This is a genomic window from Solibacillus sp. GQ1 (assembly GCF_059758555.1).
Genome location: NZ_JCAXEX010000001.1, coordinates 2328405 through 2344780, shown reverse-complemented (window position 1 = coordinate 2344780; position 16376 = coordinate 2328405). Strand labels below are relative to the sequence as shown.

16 protein-coding genes are annotated in these 16376 nt (G+C 38.0%); 11 read left to right on the top strand and 5 right to left on the bottom strand.

From position 1 onward, the window contains the following. Positions 1–30 precede the first annotated feature (30 nt). Complete coding sequence (locus AC6CH1_RS11925) at positions 31–510, bottom strand: free L-methionine (R)-S-oxide reductase MsrC (RefSeq protein WP_427708622.1); 480 nt, start codon at positions 508–510, stop codon at positions 31–33. Between the two features lie 12 nt (positions 511–522). Then, on the bottom strand, positions 523–1326 hold the full coding sequence (hisJ, locus tag AC6CH1_RS11920; protein WP_251686475.1) for a histidinol-phosphatase HisJ: 804 nt from the start codon (positions 1324–1326) through the stop codon (positions 523–525). A 141-nt stretch (positions 1327–1467) separates the two neighbouring features. Between hisJ and ezrA the strand changes: the two genes are divergently transcribed. From ezrA to AC6CH1_RS11875, 9 genes are all read left to right on the top strand, one after another. Further along, entirely contained in the window at positions 1468–3171 is a 1704-nt protein-coding gene (gene ezrA, locus AC6CH1_RS11915; RefSeq protein WP_251686476.1) for a septation ring formation regulator EzrA, read from the top strand. 187 nt (positions 3172–3358) lie between these two features. After that, the gene (locus AC6CH1_RS11910) at positions 3359–4507 is read left to right on the top strand and encodes a cysteine desulfurase family protein (RefSeq protein ID WP_427708626.1); all 1149 of its coding nucleotides are present in this window, start codon (positions 3359–3361) and stop codon (positions 4505–4507) included. Beyond that, positions 4504–5715 carry a tRNA uracil 4-sulfurtransferase ThiI gene (gene thiI / locus AC6CH1_RS11905; protein ID WP_251686478.1) on the top strand — a complete coding sequence of 404 codons (1212 nt, stop codon included), beginning with the start codon at positions 4504–4506 and terminating at the stop codon, positions 5713–5715. Before AC6CH1_RS11910 ends, thiI begins: the two co-directional genes overlap by 4 nt. Positions 5716–5825: 110 nt before the next feature. Then, positions 5826–6032 (top strand): alpha/beta-type small acid-soluble spore protein, encoded by a 207-nt coding sequence (locus AC6CH1_RS11900; protein ID WP_008407794.1) that lies wholly within the window; start codon positions 5826–5828, stop codon positions 6030–6032. Between the two features lie 166 nt (positions 6033–6198). Then, on the top strand, positions 6199–7761 hold the full coding sequence (gene mbcS / locus AC6CH1_RS11895; protein ID WP_498317647.1) for an acyl-CoA synthetase MbcS: 1563 nt from the start codon (positions 6199–6201) through the stop codon (positions 7759–7761). Between the two features lie 249 nt (positions 7762–8010). Next, a complete protein-coding gene (gene sppA, locus AC6CH1_RS11890; RefSeq protein WP_251686480.1) occupies positions 8011–9021 on the top strand; it encodes a signal peptide peptidase SppA in 1011 nt (336 codons plus the stop codon). Between the two features lie 14 nt (positions 9022–9035). Next, positions 9036–9527: an RDD family protein gene (locus AC6CH1_RS11885; protein WP_251686481.1), complete on the top strand. Its 492-nt coding sequence runs from the start codon at positions 9036–9038 to the stop codon at positions 9525–9527. A 189-nt stretch (positions 9528–9716) separates the two neighbouring features. Further along, entirely contained in the window at positions 9717–10223 is a 507-nt protein-coding gene (tpx, locus tag AC6CH1_RS11880) for a thiol peroxidase (protein ID WP_498317645.1), read from the top strand. A gap of 142 nt (positions 10224–10365) precedes the next feature. Further along, on the top strand, positions 10366–11307 hold the full coding sequence (locus AC6CH1_RS11875; RefSeq protein WP_251686483.1) for a class I SAM-dependent methyltransferase: 942 nt from the start codon (positions 10366–10368) through the stop codon (positions 11305–11307). A 108-nt stretch (positions 11308–11415) separates the two neighbouring features. Here the strand turns inward: AC6CH1_RS11875 and AC6CH1_RS11870 are convergent, their stop codons facing one another. Continuing rightward, positions 11416–11862 (bottom strand): universal stress protein, encoded by a 447-nt coding sequence (locus AC6CH1_RS11870; RefSeq protein ID WP_498317643.1) that lies wholly within the window; start codon positions 11860–11862, stop codon positions 11416–11418. A 332-nt stretch (positions 11863–12194) separates the two neighbouring features. On the opposite strand from AC6CH1_RS11870, the gene ald reads away from it, so the two are divergent. Next, positions 12195–13328, top strand: a complete 1134-nt coding sequence (gene ald, locus AC6CH1_RS11865) for an alanine dehydrogenase (protein WP_413078505.1) — start codon at positions 12195–12197, stop codon at positions 13326–13328. Positions 13329–13399: 71 nt separating this feature from the next. Here ald and AC6CH1_RS11860 read toward each other — a convergent pair whose 3' ends face one another. Continuing rightward, complete coding sequence (locus tag AC6CH1_RS11860; protein WP_498317640.1) at positions 13400–14035, bottom strand: 5,10-methylene tetrahydromethanopterin reductase; 636 nt, start codon at positions 14033–14035, stop codon at positions 13400–13402. Between the two features lie 205 nt (positions 14036–14240). Next, a complete protein-coding gene (locus tag AC6CH1_RS11855; RefSeq protein WP_498317638.1) occupies positions 14241–15329 on the bottom strand; it encodes a M24 family metallopeptidase in 1089 nt (362 codons plus the stop codon). A gap of 117 nt (positions 15330–15446) precedes the next feature. On the opposite strand from AC6CH1_RS11855, the gene AC6CH1_RS11850 reads away from it, so the two are divergent. Continuing rightward, a complete protein-coding gene (locus AC6CH1_RS11850) occupies positions 15447–16127 on the top strand; it encodes a metal-dependent hydrolase (protein WP_251686487.1) in 681 nt (226 codons plus the stop codon). Positions 16128–16376 lie beyond the last annotated feature (249 nt).

The following is a 16376-nucleotide window of genomic DNA, read 5'->3' as shown; positions in this document are numbered from 1 at the left end:
ATAATTTTTCGGGCACTCCCATTTTAGCAATTAAATATGTTTTAACAGTATATTCACAAATTTTTCCAAACCATCTTTATCTTCAGAAGTAAAACGTGCTTCAGTCGGGCTATCGATATCTAAAACACCTAAAACGACACCATTTTTAATTAAAGGAATAACGATTTCCGATTTTGATGCCGCGTCACAAGCGATATGACCAGGGAAAGCGTGAACATCGTCTACAACCATTGTTTGCTCCTTCGCAACCGTTGTACCACAAACGCCGCGCCCTACAGGAATTCGCACACAAGCAGGCAAGCCTTGGAATGGTCCGAGCACCAATTCGCCTTCATTCATTAAATAAAACCCAACCCAGTTAATTTCTTTTAAAAAAGTATTTAATAAAGCTGAAGCGTTACTTAGGTTAGCGATTAAGTTATTTTCCCCTTCCAGCAATGCATCCAGCTGTTTTGATAGCTGATTGTACTGTTCTGTTAATGTCCCGTTATAAGTAATATTTCCGAACATAGAAACCTCCAATTAAAAAGTTATTTTTTTCTGTAGTAAATCATAATGCTGATGTAAATCCGCTGCCGTATGGGCATCCGAGCCGAAAACAATTGGGATTTGTAAATCAATTGCCTGTTTCACAAATGGATAAGGCGGGTATGGCTCCTTACAATACGGTTTACTTAGACCAGCACTATTAAAATCAAGCTCATAATGACCGGTCTGCATCATCTTCAACAATTCAGTAATGTCAGTTGCATCATCGATCTGTTCGTTATGGGCAAGCTGAAATTTATGAATTAATGTTGGATGTCCTATACGCTTAGGTTTGTATAAGCCTAAATCTGCTATAATCGACTTTTTCACAGTTTCGTAGTATAGCTTATACATAGGAAGAATGCCGCCAACCTTATTGGCAAATTGTAAATATACTTCTTGTGAAAAGTCAATACATACATACTCGTCTTGGAAATTCAAAAAGTGTACGGATAATATCGCATCATCCAGTAAAGGGCCGACTTCATTCAGAAATTGTTTTGTTTCCTGTTCAAAGCCAACAATATAGTCGACCTCTAAGCCGATATTGATTTTAATTTGCGATTGATACTGTTCTTTTGCGCGCTGCAGTTGTTTAAAGTAATCCATTAAATAGGCAGGGTTCATTCCGCTATCCTTGTCAGGTGTTGGGTCGACAAAGTTTTCAGGTAAAGGCGCATGCTCCGTAAAGGTGATTTCTTTAAATCCGCTTGCTATCGCTTTTTCGACATATTCTTCTATCGAATCTGTAGAACCATGGGGACAAAAAGGTGTATGTATATGACCGTCTCGTTTCAATTGAATGACCTTCCTTCAAAAATATGGTATTTAAAAGTAAAAAAAGCTGGAAATAGTTAAACAAATATAAAAAAACATGTTATTATAAATAGTACGTATATAGCTAAAATATTGATTTTATTTGGGATTAGGGGGCTTACAATGATAAAGTATATCATCATTGTTGTCGTCGTACTATTAGCATTATTAATGGCAGGCTTAGTAGTAAGACGCAAGCATAATGCAGAAATAGGACGATTAGATAAGGAAAAACTACAAATACAACATTACCCGATTTTTGAGGAGCTCGCAAAAGTAAAGGCCCTTAATATGAACGGTCAAACAGAAGAGCTGTTTGAAAACTGGCGTAATCGTTGGTTGGATGTTGTCGATAAGCAAATTCCGAAAATTGACGAATTGTTGTTTGATGCGGAAGAATTTGTCGACCGATTTAAATTTAACAAAGCAACACATACAGAACGCGATATCGAACAGGAACTTGCAAAATGTGAGCAAGTACGTGTACAGATTATTACTGAGCTGGATGAATTGATTGGCAGTGAAGAGAAAAACCGTATTGAAATCGAACAGCTGAAAGAATATTACCGTTCTGCACGCAAGACGATTTTGGCACACCAGCATTCATTTGGTCCAGCTTTGGAAGCATTGGAAACGAAGCTGGAGCAATTTACGCCGAAATTTGAAGAGTTCGATGAGTTAACGAAAGACGGCAACTATTTGCAGGCACGTGAAATTGTCCTACAGCTGAACAGTGAAGCACAGGAAATTTTCAGTTTATTAAATGATGTGCCGACACTGCTGACTGAAATTCAAACTAAAATCCCAACCGCAATTCATGAACTTCGTAACGGGCAGCGTGAAATGGAAGAACAAAAGTATTATTTACGCCATTTAGAAATGACTGAATATTTGAATGGACTTGAGAGTGAACTGGAAATGTTAAAAGCAGAAATCGCTGAACTTAACTTGCCAGCTGTTTCACCACGAATTCAAACAATTAATGATGAAATCGACCATTTTTATAATTTGCTAGAAAAAGAAGTTATGGCAAGAAAATATGTTGAACGTAACTGTTCAGGCATGTACAGTGTGATCAATGATGTTATGCGCCTTACAAAGGACATTAATGATGAAGTCGCTTATGTGCAGCATAGCTACCGTTTACAGGACAAAGAAGCGGAAATTCCAAAAGTGGGCTTAAAACATTTGGAAGTATTACAAAAACGCTATGAATTGTTATCGACACGTGTTCAAGAAGAAAGATCCGCATACTCAAGCTTACAGGAAGAGCTAAAAGAAATTACTGATGAGATTGAGCAAATTGCTGAGGAACAGGAAAACTTCTCGAACAAACTAAAGAACCTCCGTATTGATGAAAATAAAGCAAGAGCTGAATTGGAAGCTTTAAAGCGATTATTGCAAGATACAGAGCGCCTGCTTGGACGTGCCAATATTCCTGGGATTCCGGAAGAAATGGATGCAAGATTAGAAGAGGCGGCAGAACAGATTTTTGTTGTAGTTCAAAGTTTACAGGAAGTACCGTTGAATATTATCCAAGTTAACCAGCATTTACTAAATGCAAAGCAATCGATTGAAGAAACACATGATAAAGCACAGGAAATGATTGAGAATGTATTAATTATTGAGCGTCTTATTCAGTTTGGAAACCGCTACCGTGCAACAAATCGACAAGTACATGAAAATCTACTTGAAGCTGAAGACGCATTCAAGAAATTCCGCTACATAAAAGCACTGGAAGATGCAGCAAAGGCGGTTGAAATTATCGATCCTAATGCAATCAAACGTATTGAGGAGCTCGTTCAGGAGCAGCTGCTTACAAAATAATAAGCATAACGGTTACATGTTGGTCCATTTAGCGTTATAATAAATAAGCACATTTATGAGGTTGTGTTAGTAGTCAATTTGACTATTAACACAACCTCTCTCTTTGGTAAGTAATGATAAAAAACAGGACACTGTAATGGAAATATGATTACGGGAAATTAGTTTTAAAAAAGAAGGTTGAGTATAGATGATATATTTAGATAATAGTGCGACAACAAAACCGCACAAAGATGTCTTGGCTACATTTATGTTAGTGAATGAACAATATTATGCCAACCCTGCATCGATTCACCGTGCAGGAGTCGAGTCAAATGCTTTATTAACAAAAGCTCGTGAGCAATTGGCAAATATTCTTCATACTGACGAAAAGAATATTTTATTTACATCCGGAGGTACGGAATCGAATAATGCAGCGCTTTTTGGTCTTGCAAAATCTAGCAAATTTAGAGGCAAGCATATTATTACGACAGAAATAGAACACCCTTCGATTTTGGAAGCGGTCAAACGTTTGGAAGAAGAGGGTTATGAAATTGACTACCTAAAGGTAAATAAATATGGAGTCATTTCTTTAGAGGAATTACAGCAAAAACTTCGCAAAGATACAATTATTGTGAGCATTATGCATGTAAACAACGAAATCGGAGCTGTCCAGCCAATTAAGGAAGCAGCTCAAATCATTCATCGTACATGCCAGGCAATGTTCCATGTTGATGCAATTCAAAGTTTCGGGAAGCTACCGGTCATTTTTGACGGAGACAATGGTCCAGATGTCATTTCAATTTCCGGACATAAAATTCAAGGTTTAAAAGGAAGCGGCTTGTTAGCATTCCGCAAAAAACCACAACTGAAGGCATTTATCGTCGGTGGTGGACAAGAATTTGGATTAAGAAGTGGTACGGTTGCAGTACCGCAAGCTGTTTCATTGGCAAAAGCGGCCCGTTTAGCTGTTGAAGGCATGCCGGAAAATGTTGAAAACTTTAAAAAATGGTCTGCAGAACTTCATCATTTCTTTGGGCAATTCGGTCAGGAAGTATATGTCCTGTCGCCGAAAGATGGAGCGCCGCATATTTTATCGTTCAGTGTTAGAGGACTAAAAGGTGAAATTTTAATAAACGCGTTACAAAAACGTGATATTATCGTTTCAACATCAAGTGCCTGCTCGTCAAAACAGACGAAAACAAGCCATGTTGTGGAAGCATTAAATATCGATAGCCGCTATAAAAACGGTGTACTACGTTTAAGCTTAGGCGCAATCAACACAGATGAAGATATTGCTTCATTCAAAAAGCAATTCACAATCGTAATGAAAGAATTAAAAGGAGATATTACGCAATGATTTTTAAAGAAATTTTAGTTCGCTATGGTGAATTATCAACAAAAGGTCGAAACAAAAAAGATTTTATCAGCCGTTTACGCGATAATGTACGCTATTCATTTAACGATATTGCACCATTGAAAATTCGTGCAGAGCGTGACCGTATGTTTATTGAAGTTGAAAATAAAGAAAAATTTGATGTACTAATGGATCGTTTACCACATGTTTTCGGTATTCAATCAATCAGCCCAGTTGCATCTTGTGAAAAAGATTTAGATGTGATGAAAGCTTTGGCATTTGAAATTTTAGAAGACTATCGTGAAAAAGGCGATTTAACGTTTAAAGTTGAAGTACATCGTACAGATAAAACTTTCCCGTTGAACACGCATGAATTACAGCGTGAAATGGGAGCTACGATTTTACCGAATTTCCCGAACTTTAAAGTACAGGTGAAAAATCCGGATTTCGCACTTCGTATTGAAGTTCGTGAAGATGCGATCTATATGATGGCTCAAGTAATCCAAGGTGCTGGAGGTATGCCGATTGGTTCGAACGGACGTTCGCTGCTAATGCTTTCAGGCGGTATTGATAGCCCAGTTGCCGGTTACTTAATGATGAAACGCGGCGTTCGACTGGATGCAATTCATTTCTTCAGTCCTCCATATACGAGCGATAATGCATTACAAAAAGTTAAAGAACTTGCAAATGAATTAACAAAATTCGGTGCAAATATTCGCCTGCATGTCATTCCGTTCACAGAACTGCAAGTAGCAGTAAAAGACGCTGTGCCAGACAATATGTCAATGACTTCAACACGCCGTATGATGATGAAAGTGGCAGATAAAGTGCGTGAAGACATTGGCGCATTAGGTATTGTAACAGGTGAAAGCTTAGGGCAAGTCGCTTCACAAACTTTGGAAAGCTTAACTGCAATAAATGATGTGACAAATACACCTATTTTACGTCCGTTAATATCGGCAGATAAAAACGATATCATCAAAATTGCAAAAGATATTGGCACATACGAAACATCAATTCAGCCATTTGAGGATTGCTGTACAATATTTACACCGTCTAGTCCGAAAACAAAACCGAAATTAGAAAAAGTTCAGCGTTTTGAAAGCTTTACGGAATTCGATGAACTAATTGATCGTGCCGTTAAAAACCGCGAAGTATATCAGTTCCCTCAGAAGGAAGTAAAAGAAGATAAATTCGCTGATTTACTATAATTTTTAGGAACTGATAATGATTTCCTAATCGAGCTATAATTTACCTATGTTTTTTATGTATTAATCTCTCCTCCCGGCACATTCTAATGTCACAAGGAGGTGAGAGACAGATGGCAAACAACAACAGCTCAAACAAATTACGTGTACCTGGTGCACAACAAGCTTTAGATCAAATGAAATATGAAATTGCACAAGAATTTGGTGTACAATTAGGTCCAGACGCATCATCTCGTGCAAACGGTTCTGTAGGTGGCGAAATTACGAAACGCCTAGTACAGATGGCTGAGCAGCAATTACGCGGCAACCAAAACCAATAATACGTTTTAAAAAAGAACGCTACTTTCAAGTAGCGTTTCTTTTTATTTTGTTAATAAATAATTTTTGTTATGCAATAAAAAGTGCGGAATATTTTGATATTAATGAAAAGGATTATTATACTAAATATGTAAGGCTCATTTTTTTCAAACAAAGGGGAGTATCAAAATGAATAAAAATCAATTAGTTGCACCGGAAATTTATAATATTGTAAATGAATTTGAAAAGCATGAAAATAAAAGCTCAAAAACAGCATTAGTATTTCAGGAAGAAAACGGACATCAAGAGCGTTATACATACGAAGAGTTACTACAAAGAGCAAATCAGGTTGCAAATGCCTTTTATGCACAAGGTTTAAAAAAAGGTGATGTCATTTTAATTATGCTGCCTCGCTGTTTAGAAGCATATGTTTCTTATATTGGAGCATTAAAAGCAGGATTGGTCATTATTCCAAGTTCGGAGCTGCTGCGAGCTAAAGATATTGATTATCGTCTAAACCATTCAGAGGCTAAGGCAATTATCGTGATGGAGCAGTTCGTATATGAATTCGAACATGTAGAAAATTTAGCGAATGTAGAATGCTTTATTGTAGGGAATGAAAAAGAAGGATGGACTTCATTAATGGAGCTTGCAGAGCAGCAGTCAAACGAGTTCGATTCTGTTGAGACGACGGCTAATGATTTGGCATTTTTAGCCTATACTTCAGGCACGACAGGGAATCCAAAAGCCGTAATGCACTCACATGGCTGGGGATATGCACATTTACGTACAACGGCTGCTGAGTGGCTTGGTGTACGTGATGGCGATACGGTATGGGCAACTGCAGCTCCAGGATGGCAAAAATGGATCTGGAGTCCGTTTCTTGCTGTATTAGGTAGTGGTGCAACAGGATTTGTGTACAAAGGGAAGTTCGATCCAACACAGTTTTTACATTTAATTGAGCAGCAACAAATCAATGTGCTTTGCTGTACGCCGACAGAATATCGTATGATGGCGAAATTAGATAAATTAAATTCATTTAATTTATCTTCATTGCGCAGCGCTGTTTCAGCTGGTGAGCCTTTAAACCGTGAAGTGATCGAAACATTTGAACGTGAGCACCAATTAACTGTCCGTGATGGTTATGGTCAAACAGAAAATACATTGTTGATCGGGACATTGTTAAATATGGAATTACGCCCTGGCTCGATGGGGAAACCGACTCCGGGAAATATCATTGATTTAATCAATGAAGATGGTGACCTTGTACCGCCTGGTGAAGTCGGTGATATTGCAGTGCACAAATCGACTCCTGCATTATTTAAAGGATATTATAAAGATCCGGAGCGTACAGCGATTCAGTATCGTGGAGATTGGTATGTAACAGGCGACCGCGCAATAAAGGATGAAGACGGCTATTTCTGGTTTGAAGGCCGAAATGATGACATTATTATTTCATCTGGTTATACAATCGGACCATTTGAAGTAGAAGATGCGTTAACGAAGCATCCTGCTGTACAGGAATGTGCTGTTGTTGCAAGTCCGGATGAAATTCGAGGGAATGTTGTAAAAGCATTTGTCGTCCTTAAAGATGTTACATTAAAAGAAAGCCCAACAATTGTAGAAGATTTGCAAAATCATGTAAAACAGCTGACAGCACCATATAAATATCCTCGAATTATAGAGTTTTTAGATGAATTACCTAAAACAATTTCAGGGAAAATCCGTCGTGTTGAATTGCGTGTAAAGTAAGGGAAATACCATTGCTCGACAAATATTTCCCGGGTAATGAATAAAAGGTGGCGAAATTTGCCGCCTTTTTTTCTGCCAGTATTCATGTTTAAACCGAGCTTAATTAATAGAAATGAGGCTTCGCCATTTGATAAAACCTAAAGTATGGTTGCTTAATCAAGTGGGATTATGTCAAAATCGCTGTAGGAAATGGTTTTCGATGAAACTTTTTGTAAAATAGTTTCGTACATATATTGAGGAGGCGTGAATATGAATACAAAACGAGTTGTGGCACTCATTATTGCTGCCGTATTATTATTTTTCTCTATTGGGATCAATACGATCATTTCGATTTTTAAGACCGATTTCTTTACTAGTATCGACAATTTAATGGGTACGGAATCGCTCACATACGAAAACGTCGTGGAAACAGGAGACTTAACGAGTCGAATTGCACATTTGACGGTAGATGGTGTAATCCAGGATGTAGGGGAACCAAGTATATGGGAAACGGTTGATTACAACCACCAGCTGTTTATGGAACAATTGGATGCTGTACTGGAAGACGATACAATTAAAGGCGTTGTATTATCTGTAAACACTCCAGGTGGCGGTGTCATTGAATCAGAAGAAATTTACCAAAAGTTATTGAAAATTAAAGAAGAAAAACAAATTCCAATTTATGTCTCAATGGGATCAATGGCTGCTTCCGGCGGTTATTATATTTCAGCACCGGCAGATAAGATTTTTGCTCAACGCGAGACAATTACCGGTTCAATCGGTGTTATTATGCAATCGATTAATTATGGGAAATTAGCCGAAAATTTCGGGGTCGAGTTTGAAACAATCAAATCAGGCGAACATAAAGACATGTTTGGCGGTGTACGGCCTTCTACAAAAGAGGAGCTTGCGATGCTGCAGGAAATGATTGATGAATCTTATGAGCATTTCGTTGATATTATCGAAGCTGGACGTAATATGTCTGAAGCTCAAGTGAAGAAAGTGGCGGATGGCCGTGTATTAGGCGGTACTCAGGCACTGCGCGCAGGGCTAGTTGATGAAATTGGTAATGAAGAAGCGACGATTAATGCATTACGCGCGGATTTTGGATTGGAAGATGCAGAGCTGTTTGAATATACAATGGATACATCAAGCTGGGGTTCTTTATTAGGTGTAAAACTAGGTTCTATGCTGCGACCATCTGCTGAGTCTGAAGTATTGTCCAAAATTATTTCAACGACAAATTCGCCTCGTATGATGTATTTATATGGTGACTACTAATAGGAGGGATTACGATGACTGACATAATCGAAGTAGTGGATGAAGCATCTGTCGTAAAGCCGCCTTCTATTAAACAAAAAACAGCCGGCTTCTGGATGCGATTCTGGGCATTTCTGTTGGATTCAATTGTCATAAGTGCGATTATCGGCGTCTCGATTAAGCCGGTGTTTGCATTGATGAATTGGAGTGTTGCCAGCGATGTGTGGTATGCGCCAATGACAATTCTTTCGGGAATTATTTTCTACGCTTATTTTGTGCTCATGACAAAATTTTTTAAGCAAACTTTAGGGAAAATGACGTTTGGAATAAAGGTTGAAAAAGATGATGGGGAAGCACTGGATTGGATGACAGTTCTGTTTCGTGAAGGGGTAGGCCGATTTATCAACGGTACATTATTATACTTACCGTATTTAATTGTCGCTTTTTCACCAAACAATAAAAGCATTGCCGATTATTTTGCCGATACGGTCGTTGTTCATGAAAATATTTATTCAAAAGATGTTTAAAAAAGAATAGAAGGGGAAATAATTTACTATCGACACCTTCTAAGCAAGAGAAGAGCTGTTTTGTAAGATACTTCTTATAAAACAGCTCTTTTCTTTTTGTTTTCTTTATTTAAATGAATATAAGCTCAGTTAGTTGCAATTGCTAAATCTTTTTTAGTAATATTAGGGAATATAAAGGAGGCGTTTAATATGGCACAAGTAACATTTAAAAACAGTCCAGTAACACTAATCGGTAATGAGGTGAAAGTTGGTGATCAAGCACCGGATTTCACAGTAGTTGCCAATGATTTATCAGAAGTAACTTTAAAAGATTCTGAAGATAAAATTCGCTTATTCTCGGTTGTTCCTTCATTGGAAACAGGTGTTTGTGATAAGCAAACTCGTACATTTAACGAAGCGGCGGCTAACTTAGGTGACAATGTTGTAATTTACACAGTGTCAATGGATTTACCATTTGCTCAAAAACGCTGGTGTGGAGCTGCGGGTATCGATAATGTTGTAACAGTATCAGACCACCGTGATGCATCATTCGGTGAAGCATATGGCGTACATATGAAAGAATTACGCCTTTTAGCACGTTCAATTTTCGTTGTTGATGAATCAGGCAAAGTTGCTTATGTGGAATATGTTCCTGAAGGTACAGACCACCCGAATTATGATGCTGCAATCGAAGCAGTAAAAGCTCTTGCAAAATAATTTCGTTTTGAATGATTTTGTTGTAAAGTAATTACATGTATAATTAACACCCACTCAATGATCATTGAGTGGGTTGTTCATTTAGTGGATATGTCGCAATTTAGCGAGAAATCCAAATGAATGGAATGAGGGAGTTAGTCTAATGGAAAAGTTTGAACAAATTTTTAAATATATTAATGACAACGCAGAAAAAGTTGCAGCGCAGCAAGAGCTGGATTATTTGGAAGCGTTACTGCAAACATTGGAAGATACACTGGACGGGAAATTTGAGTGGCAAGTTGAAGGTGCAACGAAGGAAGATATGCGTAAAGCGATCCAAATTGCGATTTTAAAAGGGATGCGTAAAAGTGCGCAGCCTAACCACCAAATGACACCTGATACACTGGGGCTTATTGTAAGCCATTTTGTAGAGCAATGCTTTGACAAGGAATTGACGGAACGGACGCTCTCTATCGTTGATCCGGCACTCGGTACAGGGAATTTACTCTTTACAGTCATGAATGCGCTGGAGGGGAAAGTAGTTGCTTCAGGAGTGGAAGTCGATGATTTATTAATTCGGTTGGCAGCAGCGACAGGAGACCTTATCGAACAACCTGTTACACTTTTCCGTCAAGATGCCCTGGAAAAACTGTTAGTCGATCCTGTTGATGCAGTAGTTTGCGACTTGCCTGTAGGATACTATCCAAACGAAGAAGTAGCACTAGACTACGAATTATGCGCGGCAGAGGGAATGAGCTACGCACACCATTTGTTTATCGAGCAATCTTTAAACTATACAAAAGAAGGTGGGTTTGGATTTTTCCTGATTCCGGCAAATTTATTCGAATCTGATCAGGCAAAACAGCTTCACCAGTATATTAAAGGACATGCATGGATTCAGGCGGTCATCCAATTGCCGGAAAACCTGTTCTCATCAAAAGCGCATGAGAAAAGCATTTTAATTTTACAAAAGCAAAGTGAACAGTTAAAAGCACCGCGTGAAGTTTTATTGGCAAAAGTACCGAATATGTCAAACCGTGATGCTCTGGCGATGTTCTTCGAAAAAGTAAGTATGTGGAAAGAAAGCAATAATCAGAAACGATAAAGTATAAAGCGGGAGTATTGCCTTTGGCGATAAGCTTTAATGCATATAAATGATAAATGCCATCGACTCAGTTTGAGAAGATGGCATTTATCATTTTATTTAATTAAATCACTCTGGTGTACGGATAACTAATACGTCACATGTAGCTGAACGTACGATTGCTTCTGATACAGAACCGATCAGGAAACGTTCAACAGCATTTAAACCAGTTGCACCACAAATAATTAAATCTGCTTCTACAACATTTGAAAGTTCTTTTGTAATAATATTTTTAGGAGAGCCATATTCAATAATCAGGTTAACGTTTTCTACGCCTTCTGCTTCAGCTTGCTGTTTATAGCCGTCTAACAATTCCTCGGAATGCTGTTGAGCACGCTCAGCAATTGAACGGTCATAAGCTTCTATAGCTGCGAAAGAACGTGTATCGATAACATTTACTAGGTTGATTGTTGCACCTTCATTGCGTTTTGCAACATCGATTGATTTACGGAATGCATATTCTGCTTCTTTCGAGCCGTCTACTGCTACTACAATGCTTTTATAATGGTTTGCCATTTTACATACCTCCTAATTATCTATAACTATATTATACCAAATAATTTTCCAAAGGGCATAATTCCTGCGCTGAAATATAGGCAAAATACAATAACTTCCATGAAATGGTCACAAATTTGTATGTTAGGAAATAATAGTTTTTACTATTATAAAATATTTTTCTCAGTAAAATAATAGCAGTTTTCCTGCAGTTGCAAGATATGACTAGTGATTCATTTATCAGAATAGAATTTACATTCAAAATCCTCTACTAATTTGCTGGTAAAATTGGTAAAATGGATTTGATTTATGTAAAGCATATTTCTAAGTGATTGTTAAAGGGAGGAATTACGTTGAAAATAGGGGTACCGAAAGAAATAAAGAACAATGAAAATCGAGTTGCGATGACACCAGCAGGAGTATTGTCATTAATCGCAAATGGTCATGAAGTATATATTGAAACAGGTGCAGGATTAGGTTCTGCATTTACGGATCAGGACTATATTGAAGCAGGTGCCCATATTGTACAAACAGCAGCTGAAGCATGGGCTGGGGAAATGGTTTTAAAAGTAAAAGAACCTGTGCAAAGTGAATACAAGTATTTCCGTGAGGGATTAATATTATTTACGTATTTACATTTAGCACCAGAGCCTGAATTGACTAAAGCTTTACTTGAAAATCGAGTAATCGGTATCGCCTATGAAACAGTGCAATTACCAAACGGTTCTTTACCATTATTAACACCGATGAGTGAAGTTGCAGGTAAAATGGCAACACAAATCGGCGCACATTATTTAGAAAAATTGCCGGGCGGTAAAGGGATCTTACTTGGTGGAGTATCAGGTGTTCCTCGCAGTAAAGTAACGGTAATTGGCGGTGGTATTGCGGGAACAAATGCAGCTAAAGTAGCAGTCGGCATGGGAGCGGATGTTACGATTATCGATTTGAATCCTGAACGATTACGTCAGCTTGATGATTTATTCGGACGTGATGTTCAAACATTAATTTCAAATCCGTATAATATTGCAGATGCTGTTCGTTCTGCTGATTTAGTAGTTGGTTCCGTGCTTATTCCAGGGGCGAAGGCACCAAAATTAGTGACTGAAGAAATGATCCAATCGATGTCACCTGGCTCTGTAGTGGTTGATATTGCGATTGACCAAGGCGGCTGTTTTGCAACATCTGAAAAAGTAACAACACATGACAATCCTACATTTGTTAAACATGGTGTTGTACACTATACGGTTGCAAATATGCCAGGTGCAGTTCCACGTACATCGACAATCGCGTTAACAAATAATACGGTTCCTTATGCATTACAAATTGCGAATAAAGGCTTTTTACGTGCATGCCTAGACAATCTTGCATTAAAGCGCGGCGTTAATACATTGGACGGTAAAGTTGTATACCGTGCAGTAGCAGACGCACAAGGGCTTGAATTTGCAGAAGTAGAAGATGTATTAGGTGCACTGACAGGATTAAATTAATAAATATTTTACAGCAAAAATCCGCTGCGATTGGCAAAACCAAACGTAGCGGATTTTTTTGATGGGTCATTCTATTTAACCGAGACTAATTCAGTTGTAATATTACCTTCAAAATCAGTAATACGGATAATACCATGATCTTTTGCTAGGTAGATTTTCGTGTCGTTTGGATATTTTAAAACAACTACATTTTGGAATGTTCCTGCTTTTGTTTTAACTGTTGTACTTGTACTTTCAACATAAACTGGTGTTGTTTCCGTAGTACCGTCATATAAATAATCCGTATCGGTAATTGTTGTCTTTTCTTTCATCGGGTAGCTTAATGAGAAGAAAAATATATCTGAATAGGCAACACCTAAAGCAAACTGCTGCTGATCTTCAATATACGTATAGCCGATATAGTCATCTTCCAACAATTCTACCGAGTTTTCGATCGATTTATTTTTAGAAGCGGTATATGTTCTTGGGCCGGCATCTTCGAATGATGGTTTATACGTATAACTGCGATTCACTTTTGGCATAAAGCCTGTATTCGAGACAGGGGCTTTTTCCTTTACCGCTTTGTTCGGTGATGCACTTTTTGAAATGACTTCATTATTTACCTTACTTGTTTGACTTGCTTCAGCTTCCGTATTCCATTCAATTTGACTTATTGGCAATAGAGTAAGCACAATTATAAGTAGCGTTGTAAATGACCATCTTTTCATAATGCACCACTTCCTTTCGGTTATTTTTATGTAATTAATAGTCTATTCCACATTTTTGCTTTTAGAAAACAAGTTAAAAATTGTAAAGTAATTAATTTGTTAATAAGCCTATAAATATTAAAAAGCGAGCAATCCTCTGAAAAGGGACTGCTCGCTTAGTTTATGCAAATTTAATAGTTTCTATACACTCAAATGAACTAATATATTATAAAATTACAAGTTCTTTTGTGAATGATGTAAGTACCTCCACACCATCTTTTGTTACGACTACATCGTCCTCGATACGAACGCCTGCAGCATCCGTTTTATAAATACCTGGTTCGATTGTAAATACTGTACCTTCATTTAGAATAAATTCGTTGGCGCCGTTGATCGACGGGAATTCGTGAACAGAAATACCAAGACCGTGACCTAAACGATGTGTGAAGTATTGGCCATAGCCTGCATCTGTAATAACATCACGGGCAATTTTATCTAAGTCCATTGCGCGGACGCCTGGTTTAACTGCTTCAATTGCTGATTCGTTTGCAAGGCGAACAGCATTATAAATTTTAATTTGCTCGTCATTTGGCTGGCCGAATGCTACTGTTCGTGTAATATCCGAACAATACCCTTCGTAAATAACACCTAGGTCAAATAAGATTAGGTCACCTTTTTTAATTTTCCGATTTCCAGGTGTTCCATGAGGAGAAGCTGCTTTTTCTCCAGCCAATACCATCGTATCGAAGCTCATCGCATAGCCTTTTGCCTTAATTGCTGATTCGATTGTATTTAAAACTTCCATTTCTGTTACGCCTTCTGCAATTGCATCACAGCCAACTTGAATTGCGTAGTCCGCTAATTCGGCAGCTTTACGTAATTTTTCAAGTTCCACTTCATCTTTTGAAATACGAAGCGCGTTAATTTTTTCATCAATACCTGCAAATTTCAATTGCTCATAACGTTCTTGGATCGCTTCTAAACGCTCAACCGTTAAATGAGATTTCTCAATAGCCAATGTATCGAATGTAACGTTGCGAGCCGCTACACTTTTTGTAACAACATCCCAGGCATTTTCAGTATCTTCATGTCCGACAACTTCGAAAGCCCATCCTGCAGCTACTGCATCAGGCATTTCCATTTTCGGGCAAATTAAAAACGGTTCTGCATCCTTAAATACCATAACACCAAGTAAGCGTTCATGCGGCTCACTTCTAAAACCTGAAAAGTAAAAGACATTGTCAGGTGTTGTAATAAAAGCAGCATCCCAACCATTTTCAATTAAATGATTTTGTAATTGTTTCAATTTCGACATTGTATAAACTCCTTTGTTATTCAATTAATGAATTCGCGGTATAAGCATATCAAAAAAAGGAGAATTATGCATAAATATCGAATGATACAGGGAAGGTTATTTTAGGAGGTATGTTATATGCAAATTTCATTTCACGGACATTCCGTCGTAAAAATTGTGACAAATGGGACTACAATTTTAATTGACCCTTTCATTAATGGAAATGGACAAACAGATTTAAAGGTTGAAAATGAAAAACCGGATGTCATTTTATTGACGCATGGACATAATGATCATGTTGGAGATACTGTGGAATTAGCAAAAACACACGATGCACTTGTTGTTGCGCCAAATGAACTTGCAGACTATTTAGGCTGGCAAGGTTGCAAAGTCCACAATATGCATATTGGTGGTGCACGCCAATTTGAATTCGGAAAAGTGAAATTTACACAGGCGTTCCACGGCTCTTCATATGTAACGGAAAACAACGAAATTATCTATACGGGAATGCCGGCCGGAATTTTATTTACGGCAGAAGGTAAAACAATTTATCATGCTGGTGATACGGCATTATTTGGGGATATGGAGTTAATCGGAAAACGCCATCCAATTGACATTGCCTTTTTACCGATTGGTGACAACTTTACAATGGGACCTGAAGATGCAGCTTATGCGGTTTCATTATTGAAACCGAAAATTGTTGTGCCGGTCCACTACAACACATTCCCGCCGATTGAACAAGATCCGGCTGACTTTGCGAAACTTGTTGAAGGCGCAGAAGTACAAGTATTGCAGCCAGGAGAATTTGTGAAATTCTAATTTACTATTGAACGCACATCCATTTGATATGATTTATTTTTAAGGTTGAAACAAATTAGTAACACTATTTAAGAAACGGAAACTTTATAAATTTGATTGGAATGGAGGGCGAGTGTAGCTGACGGCTATGCCTTTCCCTACAAGCAAAGCTTCCTGCGGGAATAGCGAAATTTATTTTGCGACGAAAGCGAAGCGTCAGGAGCACTGACGCCTGAGACGCTCGTGTAAGACCACGCCCGCGGAAAGAGT

What these genes read in the sequence shown, in the direction of transcription:
- AC6CH1_RS11925 (WP_427708622.1), bottom strand. Translation starts at nt 510, where the DNA reads ATGTTCGGAAATATTACTTATAACGGGACATTAACAGAACAGTACAAT.
- ezrA (WP_251686476.1), top strand. Translation starts at nt 1,468, where the DNA reads ATGATAAAGTATATCATCATTGTTGTCGTCGTACTATTAGCATTATTA.
- AC6CH1_RS11910 (WP_427708626.1), top strand. Translation starts at nt 3,359, where the DNA reads ATGATATATTTAGATAATAGTGCGACAACAAAACCGCACAAAGATGTC.
- thiI (WP_251686478.1), top strand. Translation starts at nt 4,504, where the DNA reads ATGATTTTTAAAGAAATTTTAGTTCGCTATGGTGAATTATCAACAAAA.
- AC6CH1_RS11900 (WP_008407794.1), top strand. Translation starts at nt 5,826, where the DNA reads ATGGCAAACAACAACAGCTCAAACAAATTACGTGTACCTGGTGCACAA.
- mbcS (WP_498317647.1), top strand. Translation starts at nt 6,199, where the DNA reads ATGAATAAAAATCAATTAGTTGCACCGGAAATTTATAATATTGTAAAT.
- sppA (WP_251686480.1), top strand. Translation starts at nt 8,011, where the DNA reads ATGAATACAAAACGAGTTGTGGCACTCATTATTGCTGCCGTATTATTA.
- AC6CH1_RS11885 (WP_251686481.1), top strand. Translation starts at nt 9,036, where the DNA reads ATGACTGACATAATCGAAGTAGTGGATGAAGCATCTGTCGTAAAGCCG.
- tpx (WP_498317645.1), top strand. Translation starts at nt 9,717, where the DNA reads ATGGCACAAGTAACATTTAAAAACAGTCCAGTAACACTAATCGGTAAT.
- AC6CH1_RS11875 (WP_251686483.1), top strand. Translation starts at nt 10,366, where the DNA reads ATGGAAAAGTTTGAACAAATTTTTAAATATATTAATGACAACGCAGAA.
- AC6CH1_RS11870 (WP_498317643.1), bottom strand. Translation starts at nt 11,862, where the DNA reads ATGGCAAACCATTATAAAAGCATTGTAGTAGCAGTAGACGGCTCGAAA.
- AC6CH1_RS11860 (WP_498317640.1), bottom strand. Translation starts at nt 14,035, where the DNA reads ATGAAAAGATGGTCATTTACAACGCTACTTATAATTGTGCTTACTCTA.
- AC6CH1_RS11855 (WP_498317638.1), bottom strand. Translation starts at nt 15,329, where the DNA reads ATGTCGAAATTGAAACAATTACAAAATCATTTAATTGAAAATGGTTGG.
- AC6CH1_RS11850 (WP_251686487.1), top strand. Translation starts at nt 15,447, where the DNA reads ATGCAAATTTCATTTCACGGACATTCCGTCGTAAAAATTGTGACAAAT.